The organism is Gellertiella sp. DMC107, from assembly GCF_056313605.1.
The window spans coordinates 116,508-133,898 of sequence record NZ_JBQUZZ010000005.1 but is presented as its reverse complement, the minus strand read 5'-3'; the positions used below and the strand labels follow the sequence as shown (position 1 = coordinate 133,898).

At 63.2% G+C, this 17,391-nt stretch carries 15 protein-coding genes; 10 read left to right on the top strand and 5 right to left on the bottom strand.

All coding sequences use genetic code 11. From position 1 onward, the window contains the following. Nucleotides 1–3: 3 nt before the first annotated feature. Together ACT54B_RS16840 and ACT54B_RS16835 are read right to left on the bottom strand one after the other, a co-directional pair. Nucleotides 4–1,929, bottom strand: coding sequence for a bifunctional 5-dehydro-2-deoxygluconokinase/5-dehydro-2-deoxyphosphogluconate aldolase (locus ACT54B_RS16840; protein WP_476046465.1), 1,926 nt, complete (start codon nucleotides 1,927–1,929; stop codon nucleotides 4–6). A 98-nt stretch (nucleotides 1,930–2,027) separates the two neighbouring features. Next, nucleotides 2,028–2,888 carry a MurR/RpiR family transcriptional regulator gene (locus ACT54B_RS16835; protein WP_476046463.1) on the bottom strand — a complete coding sequence of 287 codons (861 nt, stop codon included), beginning with the start codon at nucleotides 2,886–2,888 and terminating at the stop codon, nucleotides 2,028–2,030. Between the two features lie 195 nt (nucleotides 2,889–3,083). On the opposite strand from ACT54B_RS16835, the gene ACT54B_RS16830 reads away from it, so the two are divergent. From ACT54B_RS16830 to ACT54B_RS16820, 3 genes are all read left to right on the top strand, one after another. Further along, the gene (locus tag ACT54B_RS16830; protein ID WP_476046461.1) at nucleotides 3,084–4,292 is read left to right on the top strand and encodes a tetratricopeptide repeat protein; all 1,209 of its coding nucleotides are present in this window, start codon (nucleotides 3,084–3,086) and stop codon (nucleotides 4,290–4,292) included. A gap of 142 nt (nucleotides 4,293–4,434) precedes the next feature. Next, nucleotides 4,435–5,652 (top strand): NAD(P)/FAD-dependent oxidoreductase, encoded by a 1,218-nt coding sequence (locus ACT54B_RS16825; protein ID WP_476046459.1) that lies wholly within the window; start codon nucleotides 4,435–4,437, stop codon nucleotides 5,650–5,652. Nucleotides 5,653–5,946: 294 nt separating this feature from the next. Continuing rightward, nucleotides 5,947–6,585 carry a response regulator transcription factor gene (locus ACT54B_RS16820; protein ID WP_476046458.1) on the top strand — a complete coding sequence of 213 codons (639 nt, stop codon included), beginning with the start codon at nucleotides 5,947–5,949 and terminating at the stop codon, nucleotides 6,583–6,585. A 6-nt stretch (nucleotides 6,586–6,591) separates the two neighbouring features. On the opposite strand, the gene ACT54B_RS16815 is transcribed toward ACT54B_RS16820, so the two are convergent. Together ACT54B_RS16815 and ACT54B_RS16810 are read right to left on the bottom strand one after the other, a co-directional pair. Next, on the bottom strand, nucleotides 6,592–7,053 hold the full coding sequence (locus tag ACT54B_RS16815; RefSeq protein ID WP_476046456.1) for a type II toxin-antitoxin system YhaV family toxin: 462 nt from the start codon (nucleotides 7,051–7,053) through the stop codon (nucleotides 6,592–6,594). Nucleotides 7,054–7,055: 2 nt separating this feature from the next. Beyond that, nucleotides 7,056–7,382, bottom strand: coding sequence for a type II toxin-antitoxin system PrlF family antitoxin (locus tag ACT54B_RS16810; RefSeq protein WP_476046454.1), 327 nt, complete (start codon nucleotides 7,380–7,382; stop codon nucleotides 7,056–7,058). Nucleotides 7,383–7,600: 218 nt separating this feature from the next. Between ACT54B_RS16810 and ACT54B_RS16805 the strand changes: the two genes are divergently transcribed. From ACT54B_RS16805 to ACT54B_RS16775, 7 genes are all read left to right on the top strand, one after another. Further along, entirely contained in the window at nucleotides 7,601–8,785 is a 1,185-nt protein-coding gene (locus ACT54B_RS16805; RefSeq protein ID WP_476046452.1) for an aminotransferase class V-fold PLP-dependent enzyme, read from the top strand. 14 nt (nucleotides 8,786–8,799) lie between these two features. Then, complete coding sequence (locus ACT54B_RS16800) at nucleotides 8,800–9,759, top strand: HpcH/HpaI aldolase/citrate lyase family protein (RefSeq protein ID WP_476046450.1); 960 nt, start codon at nucleotides 8,800–8,802, stop codon at nucleotides 9,757–9,759. A gap of 25 nt (nucleotides 9,760–9,784) precedes the next feature. After that, the gene (locus ACT54B_RS16795; RefSeq protein WP_476046449.1) at nucleotides 9,785–10,966 is read left to right on the top strand and encodes a malate--CoA ligase subunit beta; all 1,182 of its coding nucleotides are present in this window, start codon (nucleotides 9,785–9,787) and stop codon (nucleotides 10,964–10,966) included. 11 nt (nucleotides 10,967–10,977) lie between these two features. Beyond that, the gene (gene sucD, locus ACT54B_RS16790) at nucleotides 10,978–11,877 is read left to right on the top strand and encodes a succinate--CoA ligase subunit alpha (RefSeq protein ID WP_476046447.1); all 900 of its coding nucleotides are present in this window, start codon (nucleotides 10,978–10,980) and stop codon (nucleotides 11,875–11,877) included. Between the two features lie 149 nt (nucleotides 11,878–12,026). Further along, a complete protein-coding gene (locus ACT54B_RS16785; protein ID WP_476046446.1) occupies nucleotides 12,027–13,310 on the top strand; it encodes a glycerate kinase type-2 family protein in 1,284 nt (427 codons plus the stop codon). Nucleotides 13,311–13,500: 190 nt separating this feature from the next. Further along, nucleotides 13,501–15,237, top strand: a complete 1,737-nt coding sequence (locus tag ACT54B_RS16780; RefSeq protein WP_476046444.1) for a type I secretion system permease/ATPase — start codon at nucleotides 13,501–13,503, stop codon at nucleotides 15,235–15,237. Between the two features lie 10 nt (nucleotides 15,238–15,247). Further along, nucleotides 15,248–16,606, top strand: a complete 1,359-nt coding sequence (locus tag ACT54B_RS16775; protein ID WP_476046443.1) for an HlyD family type I secretion periplasmic adaptor subunit — start codon at nucleotides 15,248–15,250, stop codon at nucleotides 16,604–16,606. Between the two features lie 53 nt (nucleotides 16,607–16,659). Here the strand turns inward: ACT54B_RS16775 and ACT54B_RS16770 are convergent, their stop codons facing one another. Further along, on the bottom strand, nucleotides 16,660–17,148 hold the full coding sequence (locus ACT54B_RS16770) for a helix-turn-helix domain-containing protein (RefSeq protein WP_476046442.1): 489 nt from the start codon (nucleotides 17,146–17,148) through the stop codon (nucleotides 16,660–16,662). Nucleotides 17,149–17,391: the final 243 nt, after the last annotated feature.

Genomic DNA, 17,391 nt, shown 5'->3' with positions numbered 1-17,391 from the left:
TCGTTAGAGACCGCGCGTCTTCAGCCAGGCGCCGGTCAGCTCGCTGAAGCGCGCTGCCATATCGGCAATGGCCTGTTCGTCGGTCATGGCGCCAGCCAGCCACTGGCGGGCGGAATGGGCAAAGATGGTGCGGCCAACGGCAAAGCCCTTGACCATGGGCGCGACCAGCGTGGCGCGGAAGGCTTTCTCGAGCTCGGCAGCCGGCGCTTCGAGGCCGAGCAGCACGATGCCGCGGCAATAGGGATCGTTCCGGGCAATTTCCGCCTCGATATTCTTCCAGGCCTCCGGCGAAGCCTGCGGCTCCAGCTTCCACCAGTCCGGCTTGATGCCGAGCGCATAAAGTTCGGCGATCGCGGTGGAAATCGTCCGGTCGTCGAGCGGTCCGTTCTTGCCGGCGATGATTTCGATCAGCAACTCGCGGCCCACCTTGCGGGCGGCCTCGAACAGCGAGCGCAGTTTCTCCTGCTGCTCCTTCTTCAACGCCTCCGGATCGGCGGGATGGTAGAAGCAGAGCGCCTTGATGCAGTGATCCACCGGCCATTCAACCAGCTGGGAGCCCATGTCCTGGCTGAATTCGTAGCGCAGCGGGCGCGAACCCGGCAGTTCGACCGGCCGGCCGATCCAGCTGAAATTCTTCTGCGCCGCATCGAAGAAAGCCTCGCGGCCGAACCGCTCGTCAATCAGCATGCCATAGCCTTCGCGGCCCTGCGCCACCCGGGCGGCGGCGGCCACGGCGAGCCGCTTGAACTGGTTGATCTTCTTGTGCGGCACCTTCAATTCGTCCGCCACGCTCGTCAACTGCGAGCGGTGATCGATGGCAAGCGCCATCAGCAGCGGGATCTCCTTGCGACGGGTGGTGGCCCAGTGCACATGGTTCAGCGCCTCGTCCTTGCGCAATGCATGCTCGCGCGAACCGTTCTTGAGGAAGAATTCCAGCTCCTCCGCAGTCGGGATCTCCGGCGAGCAGAGCAGGCGGGAAACGGCAAAGGCCCCGCAGGCATTCGCCCGGGTCGCCGCATCCTTCCAGTCGCGGCCCTTCAGCCAGCCGGAGAGCAGGCCGGACATGAAGCTGTCGCCGGCGCCGAGCACATTATAGACCTCGATGGGGAAGCCCTTGCCAACGATGCCGTCTTCCAGATTGTCGGTGATCTCCCCTTCATAGACGATGCAGCCCATCGGCCCGCGCTTCAGCACGATCGTGGCATCGGAAAGCGAACGGATGGTTTTCAGTGCGGCGAGCAGGTCGCTCTCGCCGGACGCAATCAGCACCTCTTCTTCCGTGCCGACAATCAGGTCGCACTGCGGCAGCACGGTCTTCAGATGGGCGGAAACCTTGTCGGAGGCAATGTAGCGCTCCTCGCCGGCGCGATGACCGGCAAGACCCCAGAGGTTGGGGCGGTAGTCGATGTCGAAGATCACCTTGCCGCCGTTTTCGCGGGCAATGCGCATGGCCTTGCGCTGCGCCCCATCCGGGCCGGGCTTCGAAAAATGCGTGCCAGACACCAGCACCGCCTTTGAGGACTTGATGAAATCCTCGTCGATGTCGTCTTCCGTCAGCGCCATGTCGGCGCAGTTCTCGCGGTAGAAGATCAGCGGAAAGGTCTTGTCGTTCTCGACCGAGAGGATGACCAGAGCGGTCAGGCGCTCGGGATCCACCACGATGCCATGCGTATCGACACCTTCGCGATCCATCTGCTCGCGGATGAAATTGCCCATCTGTTCGTCGCCGACGCGGGTGATCAGCGCCGATTTCAGCCCCAGCCGGGCCGTGCCGATGGCGATATTGGCCGGGCAGCCGCCGACGGATTTGGCGAAGGAAGCGATGTCTTCCAGCCGCGACCCGGTCTGCTGGCCATAAAGATCGACCGAAGAGCGGCCGATCGTGATGACGTCGAGTGTCGCATTGTCCTTGAAGCGCGCGCTGGTCATGAGTCCCCCAGTCCGGATGGCAAAAGCGGATGCGTCGCCGCATTCCGAATAGGCCCTTACTGAAACATGCATTCTGTTTTCAAGTCAATATGGAACGTTCATTCCATTTTCTGTTTCGCGCTCTTTTTGTGCCGCCGCTTCTCTGCAATCGCGACCGGCAGCGCCATGCAGAGCGCCATGGAGGCGGAGATGGAGCGGAAGCCGGAGAAATCCGCCTCGGAGACTTCGAACCAGCAGTCCGAAGCGCGCGCCAGCGGCGAGAAGGGCGAATCGGTCAGCGCCACCACCGGCGTGCGGCTCGTCTGCATCGCCTCCGTATGGCGGATGGTTTCGGGGGCATAGGGAGAAAAGCTGATGGCAAGAGCGGCGTCGCGCGCGGTCGCGAACTGGATGGTTTCCGCATCGACCCCGTTCGGAGAGGCAACGAGCTGGTGGCGGATCCCGAGTTTCGAAAAGGCATAGGACATGTGCGCGGCCAGCGGATAGGAGCGCCGTTTGCCGAGCAGGTAGATGGTGTCTGCGCCGGCGAGGATTTCCACGGCTTTCGAGAAGGTCTCTGCCGGCAATTGTTGCGAGAGACGGCTGAGCGACTGCATGGCGGCGGTCAGGAAGCCATTCAGAACCGCCGCATCGGCGCCACCCGTCTCCGATTGTTCCAGCGAAATCAGCCGCTCCTCGTAGGAGCTGTTGCGTTCCCTGAGGCGGCCGCGAAAAATGGTCTGCAGATCGGAAAAGCCCGCATAACCGAGGTGATGGGCAAGCCGGACGAGGGTGGAAGGCTGCACATCCGCCGTCGCCGCAATGCTGGCGGCCGTGCCGAAGGCGATATCGTCGGGATTGGCTAGCGCAAAGGCGGCCACCTGCGCCAGGCGCTTCGGCATCTGGTCCTGCCGCTCGATGATGGCCGCGCGCAGACTGTCGAAATCGCGCGGTACCACCCCAATCAGGCTCTCTGCCATTCTGTCGCGCCTTTCATGCCATGAAAATTCCACGGATGAAACGGATATTCCATTTTTGCGTTCTTGACCAGAGACCGGTCCGTTCCGCCAGACCGGTGCAAGGCGCTTGGATAAACATGTGACCAATTGGCCCTTTGCCGCCGGTCACCCTTTCCCGTCATGGGGCAAATCGGTCATGGCTGGCCGGTGGTTTTCTTGGTTGAGTCGCTTATGCCCGTTTTCCGCCCGCAATCGCGCAGCACGGCGCTCCGTCTGGTCATGCCGGGGGCGATGCTTCTGCTGGCCTGTTTTCCGATGGCCGCCCGGGCAGCCGCGACACGCGATCCAACCATCGGGGCGCCCGGTCTGGTGGATTCGGCTGAATGCTATCGGCTCGCAGGCGAGCCCTACGCTCCGCCCGCCTATGCGGGGGTCGCCCTCGACGAGATCGAGCCCGACGCGGCCATTCGCGCCTGCGATGCGGCGCGGCTTGCCGACCCTGCCGATCCCATGCTGGCCGATCTCACCGGACGGGCCTATCAGGCCCGTGGCGACCTGACGCTTGCAAGGCGCTTCTTCGAGCAGGCGGCAAGCGGCGGCAACGCCTATGGAAAGGCCAATCTGGCCTGGTTCTTCATCGAGGCGACGCTGGAACCTGCCGACATGCCACGGGGGCTCGCCCTGCTGGAGGCCGCGGCGGGGGAGGGCAACAGCCTAGCCCAATATTCCCTCGGCCTGATCTATCGGGAAGGTCGAGGCGGCCTCGTGGCCGATGGACCGAAGGCGGTGCGCTGGCTGGAAAAAGCCGCTGCCCAGGGCCATGCGGTCGCCATGTACGACCTGGCGATCATGCTGCGCGACGGGGCCGGCGTGCCCGTGGACGGCAAGGCCTCGCTCGGCTGGCTGGAGAAGGCTTCGGCTCTCGGGGATGCGGATTCCATGGCAGCGCTCGGCTATGCCTATGAGCAGGGCATCGGTACCGCCGCCGATTTCGCGAAGGCGCGGGAATGGTACGCCAAGGCCGCCGATGCACAGCAGATCGATGCGATGACCAATCTCGGCCGCCTCTATGAGGCCGGCGAGGGCGGAGAGCAGGACTATGCGCGCGCCTTCGATCTCTACGGTCGTGCGGCGGATGCGGGGAACCCGACCGCCATGGCCAATCTGGCCAATCTCTACGAATTCGGCTTCGGCACCGAGGCCAATCCCAAAGAGGCCGCCTACTGGCTGGCCCGCGCCATCATGGCCGGCAATCAGGATACGCTGGACCAGCTTTTGACCCGGCCCGAGGATTTCTCGGTCGACGTCGTGCGGCAATTGCAGGTGTTTCTGGAGGGGCGGGGCCTCTACACCGGCGCCACCGATGGCGCGCTGAATGCGGAGACGGCTGCGGCCCTTTCCCGCCTGCCCGGCGAGCAGCCCTGATCCCTTGGGGCCACTCCGGCGTCGCCCGCCGCCGCCGGCGTGCGGTTGACGGGTGTGAGACGAAGCATTACCCCTTGCGCAAACAAGCGCGGTCTGCCGGCATGGCGGGGGCCGCTCGACGGGCCGAACGGGGGAGAGACGCGTGGCAGGCAGACTGGTGATCGTGGGCGCGGGACAGGCCGCCTTTGCAATGGCAGCCAAGCTGCGCAGCCTCAAGGACGAGCGGGAAATCCTCATTCTAGGCGACGAGGCGGTGCATCCCTATCAGCGTCCGCCGCTTTCCAAGAAATATCTGCTCGGCGAGATGGATTTCGACCGCCTGCTGTTCCGTCCGGAAAGCTGGTATGCCGAAAACGCCATCGATATCCGGCTCGGGGTTACCGTCGACCGGATCGACCGTGAGGGCAAGGCCGTGCTTCTGCAGGATGGCGAACGGCTCTCCTACGAAACGCTGGCGCTGGTGACCGGTGCCACGCCCCGCCGTCTGCCGGCGGCTGCCGGCGGCGATCTTGCCGGGATTTATACCATGCGCTCCAAGGCCGATGCCGACCGGCTGGCGGGGGAGATGCAGGCCGGACGCCGTCTGCTCGTCATCGGCGGCGGCTATATCGGGCTGGAAGCGGCAGCCGTTGCCCGCAAGCTCGGCCTCGAGGTCACGGTCATCGAAATGGCGCCCCGCATCCTCCAGCGCGTCGCGGCCCCGGAAACCGCCCGCATCATGCGGGAGATCCATGAATCCGAAGGGGTGACCGTTCTCGAAAACACCGGTTTGAAGACCTTGCTTGGCACCGACGGCCATGTGAGCGGCGCGGAGCTTTCCGACGGTCGCACCATTCCGGTCGATATCGTGATTGCCGGTATCGGTGTCACAGCCAACGACCAGCTTGCCGCCGCAGCCGGCCTGGAAACCGCCAATGGCATTGTGGTGGATGCGTTTGCCCGCACCGCCGATCCCTCGATCTATGCAGCCGGCGACTGCACGGTCCTGCCCTGGAAGGGCAACCGCATCCGCCTCGAATCGGTGCAGAACGCCATCGATCAGGCCGAAGCCGCCGCTGCCGTCATGGCTGGTGGCAACGAGCCCTATGAGGCCAAGCCCTGGTTCTGGTCCGATCAGTACGAGGTCAAGCTGCAGATCGCCGGCTTTAATCTCGGCTATGACGAAACCGTCATTCGCCCCGGTCTCAAGGACGATTCCCGTTCCATCTGGTATTTCCGGGAAGGCACGCTGATTGCCTGCGACGCCATCAACGATGCCCGTGCCTATGTGGTGGCCAAGCGCATGATCGAGCTTGGAATCACCCCGGACAAGACGCTCGTCACCGATCCCGCAGCGGACCTGAAAGCGCTTTTGAAATAGGCCGCAATATTTCTACCGATTGGTAAAATATTTCGAAGAAAGGCCCTTGCGCGGCATTTTGTCTTCCCCGGTATGTTCGAACAGGCAAAGGCGCGTCGCTTTCCGCACGGGATTGCTTCCGCCCCCGATGGTAGCTTTTCGGGAAGGGATGCCGGGAGGAGGCTGTTTCGGGTTGTGCCTGAGGCAGGGCCGGCGTCGTCACGGAAGGAAACCGCAGGAATTTCGCCTGAATCGTCAGCCCTGGAGGCGTGGCGGTTCCGGAGAATATTTTTGCGGCTCGTCTGGGGGACCGCAATGATCGACAGGCCGGGAAACCATGTGCCCCAGGAAGTGCTCGTTGCCGAGCGCAATCCACTGGTGGTCTCGGCCCTGCGCGAGCTTTTCGACCGTCAGGGCGACTATGCGGTTTACGGCCATGTGCGTGCGCCGGCCGATCTTTACCATGCGCTCACCGAACGTCTGCCCGATTTCCTGCTGCTGGGCTGGTCGCTCGACGGCGCCGATGCGCCGGAGATCGTCGCCGAGATTGCCCGGCTGGGATTGTCTCCGCGCATCGTGATCTTCGCGGACCAGAACAATCCTGTCGTCGTGGCTGAGGCGGTGCGGCTCGGGGTGCACGGCCTCTGCTACCAGTTCGAAGATCCCTCGATCCTCTTCACGACCTTCCAGGCGGTGGCCCGGGGCCGCATCTGCATTCCCTATGCGGCGCTCAACAAGGTGGCGGAATCGCCGCTCGCCCGCCTCACCCAGCGCGAGCGCGAGCTTCTGGGCATGCTGGGCGACGGCTGGACCAACACCCAGATCGCCACCCGCACCGGCATTTCCGAAAATACGGTGAAGTACCACCTCAAGAATCTCTACGACAAGCTGGAGGTGCGCAACCGCGCCATGGCCGTCTCGCTCTTCGCCACCGAGCAACGGCGACGGGGATAAAGGCCGTCAATCGTTCCCCTCCGGTGGGCGTGTCTGCTGGAGCAGGGCATTCCAGTCATCGGGCGGGTGCCCGTTGTCCAGCATCGAACGGAAGACCGCATAGGCATCGGTCCGAGAGCCATAGGCACGAAGCGTGTTTGCGTCATTCACCCAGGCAAAAATGATCACCCGGCTCGCGGAACTGTAGCGGAAGAACAGGCGAAAGCGCTGGTTTCCGAACTTGGCGCGAAACCAGTGCTTTCGCGCACCACCCAGCGTCCCCCCCTGCCGGTATTCGGCTGACGATGGATCGGACGGGATTCTCTCGAAGATCAGGTGGTTGATCGCCTGGAGAAGCTTGGCGTTGGCGCTCTGGCCGTAACGATTGGGATCTTTAGCCTTCTCTTTCTCGACGGCCAGCGAAAGCCGCTCCAACTGCTCGATGAGCAGAGGATGAAACCGGATTGTCCAGCCTTTCGCAGTGGTCATCGTCAGAGATCGACGTCCCCCTCGATGGGTGCATCGAGGTCGATATCATGGCTGGCGACGGCAGCCATTCGTCTGCGAAGCGGTTCGGGCATGGGGCGTATGGAACCGGCCGGATTGCGTTCCATGTCTTGCGCAAGGAAATCGAGAAACCCCGAAATGACAGGGTCCTCATCCGCTGTTTCCGCCCGCTCCAGAACCACCCGGCGGTTCTCGTCGATCACGAATACCACGCGGTCGCCCGTGCCGATGCCGAGCGCCTCCCGAACCGGCTTCGGTACGGTGGTCTGCCCCTTGTCGGTGATGGTGCTGATTTTCCTGAGGATTGCCATAAGGAAACTCCTTTTCTGCTAATGTAAGGAAATTTCCTTGCTTCGTCAAATGTTCGCTTTCGCCCATCGGGTAGGCTGCGCCCCACCCGAGCCGTTCCCCTGATGTCGTTCAGTTTCTGCCCGAGGGAGTGTTGTTGAAGACCGTCCCGCCGGGGAAGGTTCCGTTAACGATTGCCGCTCCGGTTCGAGGCGGCGGTGAGTTCAGCGGAGGAAATTTCATGGCAGGCTATAACCATCTCTTCATTCCCGGTCCCACCAATGTGCCGGAAGCGGTTCGTCAGGCGATGAACCTGCCGATGGAGGACATGCGCGCCTCGACCTTTCCGGAACTCACCCTGCCGATCTTCGAGGATCTGAAGAAGGTCTTCCGCAACGAGACCGGCCGCGTCTTCGTCTTCCCCTCTTCCGGCACCGGCGCCTGGGAATCGGCGATGACCAACGTGCTCTCGCCCGGCGACCGGGTGCTGATGTCCCGCTTCGGCCAGTTCTCGCTACTCTGGGTGGACATGGCGGAACGGCTCGGCTTCGACGTGGATGTGATCGATTGCGACTGGGGCACGGGCGTGCCGGTGGAGCACTATGCCGAAAAGCTGATGGCCGACCGCGAACATCGCATCAAGGCCGTCTTCGTCACGCAGAACGAGACCGCAACCGGCGTGACCTCGGATGTCGCCGCCGTCCGCCGCGCGCTCGATGCGGCGAAGCATCCGGCTTTGCTCTTCGTCGATGGCGTCTCTTCCATCGGTTCCATCGAGTTCCGGCAGGAAGACTGGGGCGTGGATTGCGCGGTTTCCGGTTCGCAGAAGGGCTTCATGCTGCCCGCCGGCCTCGGTTTCCTCTCGGTGTCGAAGAAGGCGCTCGAGGCCGCCAAGACCGCCCGGCACATGCGCTGCTATTTCTCCTTCGAGGACATGATCAAGACCAATGATCTCGGCTACTTCCCCTATACGCCGCCGACCCAGCTGCTGCGCGGGTTGCGCGCCTCGCTGAACCTCATTGCCGAAGAGGGGCTGGACACCATCATCGCCCGCCACCACCGGTTGGCCGAGGGCGTCCGCGCGGCCGTCCATGCCTGGGGGCTGAAGCTCTGCGCCAAGGAGCCGAAGTGGTACTCCGATACGGTCTCGGCCATCGTGCTGCCGGAGGGCATCGATGGCGCCAAGGTCGTCCGCCACGGGCTGGTCAAATACAACACCGCCTTCGGCGCCGGCCTCAACAAGGTCGCCGGCAAGGTCTTCCGCATCGGCCACCTGGGTTCGCTGAACGAGGTCATGGTCTGCTCCGCGCTGTCGGCGGCCGAAATGACCATGCTGGATTGCGGCGTGAAGCTGAAGCCGGGCTCCGGGGTCGGTGCAGCCGTGGATTGTTTCCGCGACCGCGCCAGCCTCGCCGAAGCCGCCTGAAGGGAGACGGGATCATGAGCCATACCATCCACCATCTGCGCAAGCTGCGCGTCCAGCGCTCCGAACTCGCCGTCCCCGGTTCGAACGAGGAGATGATTGCCAAGGCCGCGAATTCCGCCGCCGATTATGTCTTCCTCGATATCGAGGATGCCGTGGCGCCGCCGGACAAGGAGCGCGCCCGTGCCAACATCATCCGCGCGCTGAACGAAATCGACTGGCGCGGCCGGGGCAAGACCGTTTCCGTGCGCATCAACGGCCTCGACACCCATTACATGTACCGCGACGTGGTCGACGTGATGGAACAGGCCGGCGACAAGCTGGATACGATCTTGGTACCGAAGGTGGGCGTGCCCGCCGATCTCTACATGGTCGATGCCTTGTGCAACCAGATCGAGATGGCGAAGGGCTACAGGAACCGCGTCGGTCTGGAAGCGCTGATCGAAACGGCGCTGGGCATGGCCAATGTGGAGGCGATTGCCGCCTATCCGCACCGGCTGGAGGCCCTGCATTTCGGGGTTGCTGACTATGCCGCCTTCAACAAGGCGCGCACCGTCAATATCGGCGGGCTGAACCCCGATTATCCGGGGGACCAGTGGCATTTCGCTCTGTCGCGCATGACGGTTGCGTGCCGCGCCTACGGCCTTCGTCCGATCGACGGTCCCTTCGGCGATTTCTCCGATCCGGAAGGCTACAAGGCCGCCGCGCGGCGGGCCGCAGCCCTTGGCATCGAGGGCAAATGGGCGATCCATCCGTCCCAGATCACGCTCGCCAACGAGGTCTTCTCGCCGCTGCCGGCGGAAGTCACCAAGGCGGAGCGCATCATTTCCGCGCTGAAGGAAGCGGAAGCGCAGGGCAAGGGCGCGGCATCGCTCGACGGCAAGATGATCGATGCCGCGTCCGAGCGCATGGCGAAGAACGTGATTGCCACGGCGGATGCGATCCGCGCGGCAAGCCAGGCGATTGCAGCGGAATAAGGCAACGGACAGGGAGGAGACAATCATGGACATTCATGAATATCAGGCCAAGGAAATCCTTGCCCGCTACCATATCGAGATCCCGCGCGGCGGGCTTGCCTACAGCCCGGAACAGGCGGCCTATCGCGCCAGCGAGATCGGCGGCAACACCTGGGTGGTGAAGGCGCAGATCCATTCCGGCGCCCGCGGCAAGGCCGGTGGCATCCGCGTCTGCCGCTCTGACAGCGAGATTTCCGATGCCGCCGAACACATGCTCGGACGTCGCCTCGTCACGCACCAGACCGGCCCGCGCGGCAAGCTCGTCTCCCGTCTCTACGTGGAAGAGGGCGTGGACATCGTCCGCGAGCTTTATCTCGGCTTCGTACTCGACCGCAAGGAAGAGCGCGTCATGATCGTCGCCTCCGGCTCCGGCGGCATGGAGATCGAGGAAATCGCCGACAAGGAACCGGACAGCATCATCCGCGCGGTGGTCGATCCCGGTGCCGGCATGATGGAGTTTCAGGCGCGCGAGATCGCCTTCGGCCTCGGGCTCGACAATGCCATGATCGGCAAGGCCGTGCAGACCATCATCGGCTGCTACAAGGCCTTCAGCGAACTCGACGCCTCCATGCTGGAAATCAATCCGCTGGTCGTCACCCGCGACGGCCGCCTGATGGCGCTCGATGCGAAAATGTCCTTCGACGACAACGCGCTCTTCCGCCGCGCCCATATTTCCGAAATGCGCGACAAGAGCCAGGAAGACCCGCGCGAAACCTTCGCCTCGGATCGTGGCCTGTCCTATGTCGGCCTCGATGGGCGGATCGGCTGCATCATCAACGGGGCGGGGCTGGCCATGGCGACCATGGACATGATCAAGATCGCGGGCGGCGAGCCGGCGAACTTCCTCGATATCGGCGGCGGCGCCTCGCCGGAGCGTGTGGCGAAAAGTTTTCGCGCCGTGCTGGCGGACAAGAATGTCGAGACCATCCTCGTCAACATCTTCGCAGGCATCAATCGTTGCGACTGGGTGGCCGAGGGCGTGGTGAAGGCGATCCGCGAAGTGGGCGTGCCCGTGCCGCTGGTGGTTCGCCTTGCCGGCACCAATGTGGAGGAGGGCAAGCGCATCCTCGCCGAGTCGGGCGAGAAGATCGAAGTCGCCGACACGCTCGCCGAAGCGGCCGAAAAGGCCGTGTCCATCTGGAAATCCGTCACCAAGACCGCAGCCTGAGGAGGCGAGCCATGACCATTCTCCTGAACAGCAAGAACCGCGTCATCGTCCAGGGCTTCACTGGCAAGATCGGCAGCTTCCACGCCGAGGACATGCGCAAATACGGCACCAATGTCGTCGGCGGCGTGACACCCGGCAAGGGTGGCCAGACCCATCTCGGCCTGCCGGTCTTCAACACGGTGAAGGGCGCCGTCAAGGAAACCGGCGCGGATACCTCCATCGTCTTCGTGCCGCCGCCCTTTGCCGCCGACTCGATCATGGAAGCGGCCGATGCGGGCATCAAGCTTTGCGTCTGCATCACCGACGGCATTCCGAGCCAGGACATGATCCGGGTGAAGCGCTACATGCGCCGCTACCGCTACGAGGACCGCATGCGGCTGATTGGCCCGAACTGCGCGGGCATGATAACCCCCGGTCAGGCGCTGCTCGGCATCATGCCCGGCCATATCTACCTGCCGGGCCGCGTCGGCATCGTCGGCCGCTCGGGGACGCTCGGCTATGAGGCCGCAAGCCAGATGAAGGCGCTTGGCATCGGCGTCTCCACCTCGGTCGGCATCGGCGGCGATCCGATCAACGGTTCGTCCTTCAAGGACATTCTCGAACTCTTCGACAAGGATCCGGAAACGGACGCGGTCGTGATGATCGGCGAAATCGGCGGCCCGCAGGAAGTGGAAGCCGCGCTCTGGGCCGAACAGCACATGAAGAAACCGCTGATCGCCTATATTGCCGGTCTCTCCGCGCCCAAGGGCCGCAAGATGGGCCATGCGGGCGCGATCATCTCCGCCTTCGGGGAATCGGCGCAGGAAAAGGTGGAGATCCTCAAGGATGCGGGCGTCACCATTGTGCCGACCCCCTCTGCCTTCGGCGAGACGATTGCCGGCGTGCTCGGCCAGCGGGCGAAGGCGGCCTGAGGCCAAAAAGGTAAGGCCGGCTGACGTTATCCGGCCTTGCAACGGCGCAGGATGCGTTGCATCCCGTTCAAGGATAAGCACTATGCAGGGCGGCGGAATCGGCAGACGGTTCCGCCGCCTTTCGATGTCACACCATGTCAGGACCGGTCATGCATTCCGAAACGATCTCTGCCCTGCGCGCCGATGCCCGCGCCTTCTTCGATGCGGCGGTCCGGGCGGCAGATCCGGAAGGGGCCGTGGAAAAGGCGTTGCGTCAGGAAGCCGAAGCAATCGCAGCCGCGCGACGGATCATCCTCGTCGCCTTCGGCAAGGCTGCGGTGCCGATGATCCGCGCGGCGGTGCCCTTCGCGACGAGCAAGCTTGCCGAGGCGGTTGCCCTGACGAACTACGAGAACGTGACTTCGGTGGATCGCGTCACCGTCATGCCCGGCGGCCATCCCATACCCGACGAAAACGGCATGAAGGGTGCCGCGGCCATAGAGCGCGCCGTCGCATCCGCCGAAGAGGGTGACCTCGTCATTGTTCTCACCTCGGGCGGCGGCTCTGCGCTCCTCTGCGCGCCGGCGGAAGGCGTGTCGCTTGCCGACAAGATGGCGCTCAATGCCGCCCTGATCCGGTCTGGCGCCGATATCACCGAAATCAACACCGTCCGCAGCATGGTGTCGCGATTGAAGGGCGGACGCCTCGCGCGGCTTGCGCATCGGGGAAAGCTTGTCTCGCTCGTGCTGTCCGACGTGCCGGGCGACGATCTCACCATCATCGCCTCCGGCCCGACCGTGCCGAGCCGCGCCACCGCCGCCCGGGCGATGGAGATTCTCGGCAAGTACGGACTGGTCGAGGGCCTGCCGGAGAGCATTGCCCGTCATCTCGCCGAAAAGGCGCCGGCGGAGGATCTCTCTGCCCCGATTCCCCATGCCCGCTCGCGCATCATCGGCTCCAACCGCTTGAGCCTCGACGCAGCCAAGGCGGCGGCGGAGGCCGCCGGCTATGTCGCCTTCACCGGTCACGAATGGCTGGAAGGCGAGGTGGGCGAAGCGGCTGCCGATTTCCACCGCATGGCCTCCTTTGCCGCCGACGGGCGGATCGCGATCATTTCCGGTGGCGAACCGGTCGTGGTGCTGAAGGGCAGGGGCAAGGGTGGCCGAAACCAGGAGCTGGCGCTCCGCTTTGCCGTGGCCGATGCGGCGGCTCCGCTTGCGCGTCCGTGGGTCTTCCTCAGCGGCGGGACCGATGGCCGTGACGGACCCACCGAGGCCGCCGGTGCCGTGGTGGATGCCGGCACATTGGCGCGCTGCGCCATCGCGGGCATCGACGTGGCTGCACGTCTCGCCGACAATGACAGCAATCCGGCGCTGGACGCGTCCGGCGATCTCGTCATGACGGGAGGCACCGGCACCAATGTCGCCGATATCCAGGTCCTCCTGCTCGGCTGATCTGCTTCTGCGAACACAGGCGTTTTTTTGTCGCTTAGCCGAATTTAAACCAACTTGCCTTATTATAGTTGCATTTCTACTAATGTAGATACTAGTGGAAATCCGGGCGGCGTCCCAACGCTGCACAATATTCAAATTTATGCTATTTCGCTGGTGTTCGGTGCGATTTGGATGCACCAGAAAGGACATTATGTCACGGCAAGCCTCTGCCACCCATAGCGATGCAATCCAGCGGGCCATGGCGTCGATCAAGCGATCGGCCGTCAGCGTCTTCATCTTTTCGGGCATCATCAATCTTTTGTATCTGACCGGCTCGCTCTACATGCTGCAGGTCTATGATCGCGTCCTTTCCAGCCGATCCGTTCCGACCCTCGTGGGTCTGTCGATACTGACGGTCGGGCTTTACCTTTTTCAGGGCGTGCTGGATGGCTTGCGCCAGCGCATCGTGGCGCGACTGGGTCTGCGATTTGACCGCGAACTCGTGCCGGTCGCCTTCGATGCCTTGCGCATGCTCACCCTTTTCGGACGCAATCCGGCAGAGGCGCAGGCCCCCATGCGGGATCTCGACACCGTGCGCAGCTTCGTGAGCTCGCAGGCGCTGATCTCGCTGTTCGATCTGCCCTGGATCCCGATCTACATGATCTTCGTCTTCGCGCTGCACCCGCTGCTGGGCTACATCACCATTGCCGGCGCGGTGCTGTTGATCGCCCTGACGCTTCTGACGGAAGCGCTGAGCCGCAAGCCGTCGAAGACCGTGATGGAGCTGGTGGGCAAGCGACAGGCCATGTCGGAGGCAGCCCGCAGGAATGCCGAGAGCATTCAGGCCATGGGCTTTGGATCCGCCTATTTCACCCAGTTCAATGCGGTCAACCAGAACTACATGGATGCCCAGCGCAATCTGACCGATGTGTCCACGACGCTCGGTTCGGTGGGTAAGGTTCTCCGCCTGATCCTTCAGTCGTCGTCGCTGGGTGTGGCCGCCTACCTGACCATTCAGGGTGAACTGAGCGCCGGATCGATCATCGCCGCCAATATCGTCTCGGGTCGCGCACTGGCCCCGATCGACATGGTCATCGGTCAATGGAAGCTCTTCGTGTCCGCCCGTCAGGCACGCAGCCGTCTTTTCGAGATCATCGGCAAGATGCCGGCCAAGGGAAAAACGCTCGATCTGCCCGATCCGGAAAAATCGGTAGCGCTGGAAGCCGTGACCGTCGCGACGCCGGGCGGCGATCGCATGATCGTCCAGAACATCAACATGACGCTTCAGGCCGGCGACGGCGTGGCCATCATCGGCCCGAGCGGAGCGGGGAAATCCACGCTCGCCCGCGCGATTGTCGGTGCGGCCCGTACCGTGCGCGGGTCTATCCGCCTCGACGGGGCTCCGCTGGATCAATGGGACGAGAAGAAGCTCGGACGCCAGATCGGTTATCTCCCGCAGAATACCGAGCTGTTCGACGGGACCATTGCGGAGAATATCTGCCGTTTCGATCCGACCGCAACGGCGGAGGAAGTGATCGAGGCCGCTCGCGCAGCCGGCGTGCATGACATGGTCTTGCGCCTTCCCGATGGCTACAACACGCGGATCGGCGAAACGGGCGTGATGCTGTCTGGCGGACAGCGCCAGCGGATCGGCCTGGCCCGCGCGCTTTACGGGAAGCCGTTCCTGATCGTGCTCGACGAACCCGCATCCAATCTGGATGGAGAGGGTGACAACGCCCTGATGAAAGCCATCAGCGACGTTCGGGCGCGCAAGGGGATCGTCATCATGATCGCCCATCGCCCCAGTGCGCTGGCCGTGGTGAATCTGGTCGCCGTGCTGCAGGATGGAGCCCTGACCCATTTCGGCCCGACCGAGAAAGTCATGCAGCAGCTCAACAATCCCGCAGGCCAGGGACCGATTGCCCGTCCCGTTGCCGTGAAGTCGTGAGGTGGGCGAAATGATACAGGAAAAACAGCCTTTCTCCGGTACGCCGATTCTCGACCTCAAGCCGGAATCGGGAAAGCCCGTGAATGATGGGCTCAACCGCCAGATCGCTCTCGGATACGGTCTCATAGCGCTGATGGTGCTCGGCATTTTCGGCTGGGCGGCCAATACGGAAATCAATGGCGCCGTCGTCGGCGCCGGCCGGGTCATGGTGCAGAGCAACGAGAAGCTCATCCAGCATCCGGTGGGCGGAGTCGTCGGCGCCATCTATGTGCAGGACGGTTCGAAGGTGAAGGCAGGCGATATCGTCATGCGCCTCGACGACACCACCGCGCGGGCCAACCTCGCGATCGTCGAATCCAGCATTTCTGCGCTGAAGGCCCGGCTGGCGCGCCTTCAGGCGGAGCGGGACCGGGTTGACCACATTACCTTCCCTGCGGAAATGGTCGCCAAGCCTACCCAGGCCGATACCGATTCCATGCGCAGCGAAAAGCAGTTTTTCGAAACCCGTCGCCGCACCTTGATCAACCGGCAGGAACAGCTGCGCCAGAAGATCGATCAGCTCAGCCAGCAGGTAAAGGGCTATGACATCACGATCGACAGCCGCAAGCGGCAATGGGATCTCGTGAAGACGGAGCTTGAAACGGCGCAGGGGCTTCTGAAGAAGAACCTCTCGACCCGCTCCCAGGTCGCCAATCTCGAGCAGAATTCCGCGAAGCTCGAAGGAGAATATGGCGCACTGATCACTGATCGCGCCGGGATGATGGCCCAGATCGCCGAAACCAATGTCCAGATTGCCGGCCTGGAGGAAGAAACTCTGTCCGACGTGATGCGGGACCTGCGCGATACGGAATCGAAAATCGCCGAGCAGGAAGCCCGCCAGCTCGCCGCCAAGGATCAACTGGCCCGGATCGATCTGCGCGCACCGGTCGGCGGCATCGTGCACGAACTCTCCGTTCACACCGTGGGCGGCGTGATCAACCCTGCCGAAACGGTCATGAAGATCGTGCCGGGCACGGCACCGCTGGAATTCGAGATGCGGATCAGCCCCATCGATATCGATCAGGTGCATGTGGGGCAGGACGCCCGCATCCGCTTCCCCGCCTTCAACCGTTCCCACACGCCGGAAGTGGAAGGCACGGTCACGTTCGTGGCCGCGGATGCCTCCACTGACCGGCAGACCGAACGGAGTTTCTACGAACTGCGGATTACCCCGGAAGCGGACATTGCCAAGAAGATCGCGGAAAAAGGCGTCGAGCTCGTACCCGGTATGCCGGTCGAAGCCTTTATCCAGACGGAGAAGCGCACGGCCCTGTCCTACTTCCTGAAGCCGCTGACGGATCAGATCCGGCACGCCTTCCGGGAAGACTGAAAAAAGGGAGCGGGGACCGGGGCCGCATGAGCGGCATTGGTCCCCAACCTCCATCACTGGCCCGCGCCGCCGCGGGACAGTTTTCGGCGAAGCGCGAGCGCATAGGCCGGCAAATGGGCTTCGACCGCTTCCGCATCATTCGGGTCGACGCCGCGCGCAATCATCTGATGGTAAATTTCCGCCGTGTGGCCCGCCGCCGCGCCCGTATCCTCGGCATGACCGAGCTGGCTATAGACGCCCGTGACCGCTGCCGCGATCCTCTCGATCAGGGCACTTTGCACCGGTTCGGCAAGCGTTGCGGGCTGCTCCAGCATTTCGCCTTCGCCCGTCGCAAGCCAGTTGAGGTTGATGCCGAAGCGCGAACGGTACAAGGCGAGCAGATTCATGCCCGGCTCGCTCACGCCTCTTTCGTAGGTTCCTAATGTATCGACCGGAATGCCGAGCAGAGCGGCCATGTCCCGCCGCTGCACCATTCCAAGTGATTTTCGTGCGTGTATCAGTCTTTGACCTAGCGCTGTTCTTGGTTTTTCTGGTCTTGCCATTCCAATTTACGAAAAATCTTCGTTTACAAAACGAAATTTCTTCGTTATCCCTGTGCCAGCCTCCACAATTCCTTGTGGCTGCTTAAGTGAAGGTGGATGGAAAGCGGTTCTTGCTGGCCCGGCTTTCCGGCGGATGCCCGACCGGCTTTCTCCGTATTTGCTTGGGGAGAAAGGTCGTGCAATCAACGGCTTGATGCCGCCTTTGGGTAGAGTTTCAAGGCACTTTGTGCCGAATTTCGGTGT